General features: G+C 34.9%; 2 protein-coding genes and 1 CRISPR repeat array. Of the genes, one reads left to right on the forward strand and one right to left on the reverse strand.

Features of this window, described 5'->3' with window-relative positions; genetic code table 11:
- Positions 1 to 166: 166 nt before the first annotated feature.
- Positions 167 to 2,308 (reverse strand): MBL fold metallo-hydrolase, encoded by a 2,142-nt coding sequence (locus tag M0P98_09285; GenBank protein MCK9267039.1) that lies wholly within the window; start codon positions 2,306 to 2,308, stop codon positions 167 to 169.
- A gap of 161 nt (positions 2,309 to 2,469) precedes the next feature.
- Between M0P98_09285 and cas6 the strand changes: the two genes are divergently transcribed.
- Positions 2,470 to 3,486, forward strand: coding sequence for a CRISPR system precrRNA processing endoribonuclease RAMP protein Cas6 (gene cas6, locus M0P98_09290; GenBank protein MCK9267040.1), 1,017 nt, complete (start codon positions 2,470 to 2,472; stop codon positions 3,484 to 3,486).
- A 116-nt stretch (positions 3,487 to 3,602) separates the two neighbouring features.
- Positions 3,603 to 3,853: direct repeats of the CRISPR family, unit length 36 nt; unit sequence ATATAGAAGTACTTTGACCCTTCGGGGTATTGAAAC.
- Positions 3,854 to 4,538 lie beyond the last annotated feature (685 nt).

A 4,538-nucleotide genomic window follows, 5' to 3' on the forward strand; every position in this document is an offset into this window, starting at 1 on the left:
TAGCAAGACTGACAATGAAATGGCAGATATAGTACAAAAACAAAGAAGCAGGTTATTAAAAAAAATTATGCCTGTTTGTGACCCTTAATTATTTCAGGCTCATTATTTGACTGGAAAAGACTTTATATCACCTTTTATGCCATAACGAAAAAAGAAATATTGTTTCTTATAAAACCTCAGTCCATTTTTTCACTCTATATTCCTTGCCTATATGTGGAACTATCAACTCGCTATCTTTTACTTCATCCCTTGCACCAGGGTAATGAATAACAAATTTATCAGCATTGGGAAAACTATTTATATATTCAAACCAATCCTTATGGGAAGGATGCCCTGAATATCTAATCTTTGGAATATGTTCTTCAATATTCTTTGCAGGAGTCCCAGGAAAAATATACCCTGTTAATATAATAAATAATGGCTTCATATCTTGTCTTTCATAGAAAGCTTTTGCTGGTCCACCCTGTAAACTACCCGCTGATGCTACCAGAATATCGTACTTATCTTTCCTAATTTTCCAAACAGGTTTTCTTTCAAACACTATATTGTTATGATAATTTATACCTGAAGCTTCGGTTATTCTTGCAGCAAGCCCAAAAACTCCCACACTATATTCTGTTCCTGATAGAGCAGCGAGAATTTCTTGAGCCCGTCCTAAACTTAACACAGGAAGCAAAACAGGAAAGGAAGGTGCAGTAGCAATCTTATCAAGCAGATTTTCTCTTGCTTCTAAACCGTTGATAATAGTGTCTTCTCTAAAAGCGTAAGTGCTTTCAGTAATGAGTGCCATAATCTTGTTTCTCTTCTCATCCTCAATCTTATCCATAGGTTCTACAGAATAAATCTCTTGAGTGTTGTAATCCCCTGTATACAAAATTGAGGTATCTTTACCTGTTAAAAGAAATTGACAAGACCCTATAATGTGCCCTGCTTCATAAGGTGTTATAGAAAGGTTACCTGATATCTGAGTTTCATCTCCTATCTCTACACAAACACATTTAGACATAACATATTCTATATCAACTTCTGAAAAAGGACACCCATCTCCCAACTCTCTTTTTAAAAGTTTTATATGGTCATCAAAAATTAATCGGGCTAAATCGGCAGTTTTAGAGGTAGCATACCAAGGACCTTGATACTTATCTACAATATAAAGGTCCAGTAACCCGCCGATATGATCTCTGTGAGCGTGAGAAATTAAAACAGCGTCAACCAAATCAATATCAGGAGACCATACGGGCATTCTTCCGTAATTGTCGCATCCATAATCAAATAATAGTCGAGTATTACCTGCTTTACAAAGCATTGAAGTGTTTCCTATAGTATATCCACCAGGAAAAGAAAGTAACCAATCTTGGGCTTCAGTATCTAAACTATCTTTTACATAAGGTGCTCCGCTTTCTGATACAAATTTATTTTTAACAGCCCATTTTTTTGCTTCATCAACATTGGTGTAAGAACTAATTTCTCTGACAACGCCAACATTATATCTATAATAATGTTTATAAAAATCAGGCCAAAGAATTTTAACAATATGAGAAGCATCTTTCCAACCAATTTCTGAATTTAGTTCATCCGCTGTCTTTGAAACATCAATTTTGTTATTTTTATGTTCTTCTCTATGTTTTCGTACAATATTATACGCTTTGTCTTCATCAGGCATATTTTGACAAGAAATATAAAGATTATGAGCCGAATGAGTAATTACACTAACATTAGCTGGGCTTTCTCCCCACGATTCAAGGATTTCGTTTGTTTTCAAAATAAGTTCTACCCAATGCTGTTTATCAGATTCAGCAGCAAGGAAAACAGCTGCGTGCGTCTTAAAATGGTTAAGATGTTCAATATGATAAACTTTTCGTATATTTTCAAGAGTAATTCTTGTCAACCCAAGAGTAACCTTAAAAAGGTCTTTATAGACCTCATCTTCAAAGAAAGCGTAAAATTGAAGAGCACCGTAGCTAAGGTCAAACAAAACATTTTCTGTCTTTCCTTCTACCTCTTTTGTGTAAAAGTTGTTTCTAACAGAATCCACCAATTCACTACCGTTCACAATTCTACCTTCCTGTATCTTTAACAAAATTCCAGCAAGAAATAACGGATATCTCATAGAGTTAAAATAGTCACTTTGATTATCTAAGAGGTTTTCTTTCTTCAAAAGATATGTAGCAAGAACTGGCGGAAAAGAAGTTCTTTGAGTAGAAATAGTTGGTAATTGATTATAGTTAAACTTTTGAAATTTTGCTTCATTAAGAAATTCAGATATCTGGTTCCTAAAACGTGTAGCACCCATTAAACGTTCTTCCATTTTACAGATCCTTATATGTAATTTTTCTTATTTATAAATACTATAATACTATAAATAACCTACCGAACAAAACTCTACCTATTATCTTAAAAATTGACTTTTTCAAAAAATGCTATTAACATATTTATATAACAAACAATAACATTGGCAAATAAGCGTTAATGTTTAGTAAAACAATTAATATAAAAACAGATTCTTATTTGACTATGAACTATTTTAAATTACCATTTTTATCTTCTCTCTACCTTCATAAATACATCTTCCACTGCTCAGCGATAGAAAAAATTCTTTTAGCAAAATATAAAGGTTCAATAATAAGAGGAAGTTTTGGTAAAACTCTAAAAAACATAGTTTGTATAAACAGAAAAGCAAGCCGTTGTAAAAACTGCAAAAATAGGGAAGAGTGTCTTTATGTTTATATTTTTGATACAATGCCCGTAGCCAACGACCCAAACAGCAGAAAATACGCTACCCCTCCAAGACCTTTTATTATTCTACCACCTTTAACAAAAAAAACTACTTATGAAAAACACGAACCTCTTTCTTTTGAAGTAACGTTATTCGGAAAATCCAACAAACACCTTCCATATTTTATAAAAACATTTGAAGAAATGGGTAAAAACGGTATAGGAGACAACAACGGGAGATTTAAAATTAAAGGGATAGATTTAGTTATGCCAAACGGAGATATTGAAGATTTTATATCTTTAATAAACAACAATTCAAATACTTCTTCAAGTTCAAGCAGAATTGATTTAAACTCAATCAAACCTTTTTTTCCAAAGTTTACCGATAACAAAATTAGCGTTTCTTTTGAGACCCCTTTAAGGTATGAAAGTAAGGGTAAACTAATAAAAACCTCTCCTACATTTGATACAATAATAGAAGGACTCTTAAGAAGAATTTTTCTGTTATCTTACTTTCATTGTGGTGAAAACAGTAGTATGCCAGATATAAATATAAAGAAAGAGGTCTTAATTAAAAAAAATTATCTTAAATGGGTTGATATAGCAAGGTATTCTTTTAGAAAAAAGAAAGAGTTACCTACAGGAGGGCTTATGGGGACAATTATTTATCAAGGTAATATATCTCCCTACCTTAAAATTTTAAAACTCGGCGAATATCTCCATCTTGGTAAATATACTGTTTTCGGTAACGGAAAATATAGGATATTTTAATGGCATTTGCGAAAATTTCGTGTTTTTCTCTTTAGTTTCACTTGTATCAATATTAATAGTTGCATCTTCAAAAAAACTCTGGTATAATATATTTACAAATTCCCAATAAAGAGTTGGTATATAGAAGTACTTTGACCCTTCGGGGTATTGAAACGCCACTATCTGGGCGAATCCTGTATTTTGTCCTGCATATAGAAGTACTTTGACCCTTCGGGGTATTGAAACCATATGGCTTTAGCAAGTTCTAGCTTGCTTTTGTTTATATAGAAGTACTTTGACCCTTCGGGGTATTGAAACCGCTCCATTCTTAAATTTTACATAGATATCCACAATATAGAAGTACTTTGACCCTTCGCATTCCGTCTTTGCGAGGAATGTTTCTTAATGACGTGGCAATCTCGCCGAAGGCGAAAAGGAATACCCCTGCCTTTGCCTTCTACCCTTGAGAATTATAGGTATTGGAATCCCCAAGGGTTTGCAGAGAAGTTAATGGGACAAAAAAGTAAGAGGTGTCTATTCACTCTGGTACTACGGCGCATACAACCTCTACCCAACAATCGAGCACTCTGAGAACTTACCCTTCTGCATATAAAGCATCTCCGAAGGGTTCAACAGGCTCAGAGTAGGGGAACAAAAGGCTTGAACCTTTTGTTAACAGCCCCCCATTCCGTCTTTGCGAGCGCCTCTTAGCGTGGCAATCCCGCCGAAGGCGAAAAAGGAATGGGGGGTAAACAATAGTAGGGATAAAAACGAGGATTGCCGCAGTCACACAAAGCGTTCCTTCGCAACGACAAAAAGCGTCGGTTAGCACCTCGTAATTCGTTCCTAAACACATACTTTTTTAACGAAAAAAACAAAGGCAAGGTTAAAAGAAAGGCGTATGGGGTGTCTACTCACTCCCTCTTTACCTTCTCCCCTTGAGGGAGAAGAGTGCTGGTGCGAAGAATAATGAGCACTGTATAGCACAAAGGGCGAGTCGGTGAGCCCGCTGACTGAAGCCCGTAGGGCAAGAAAGGATGAGGGGTGTAGTTGGCAGACAAAGAAAAATACGA

This window comes from bacterium (assembly GCA_023230585.1).
Classification (GTDB): Bacteria; Ratteibacteria; UBA8468; order B48-G9; family JAFGKM01; genus JALNXB01.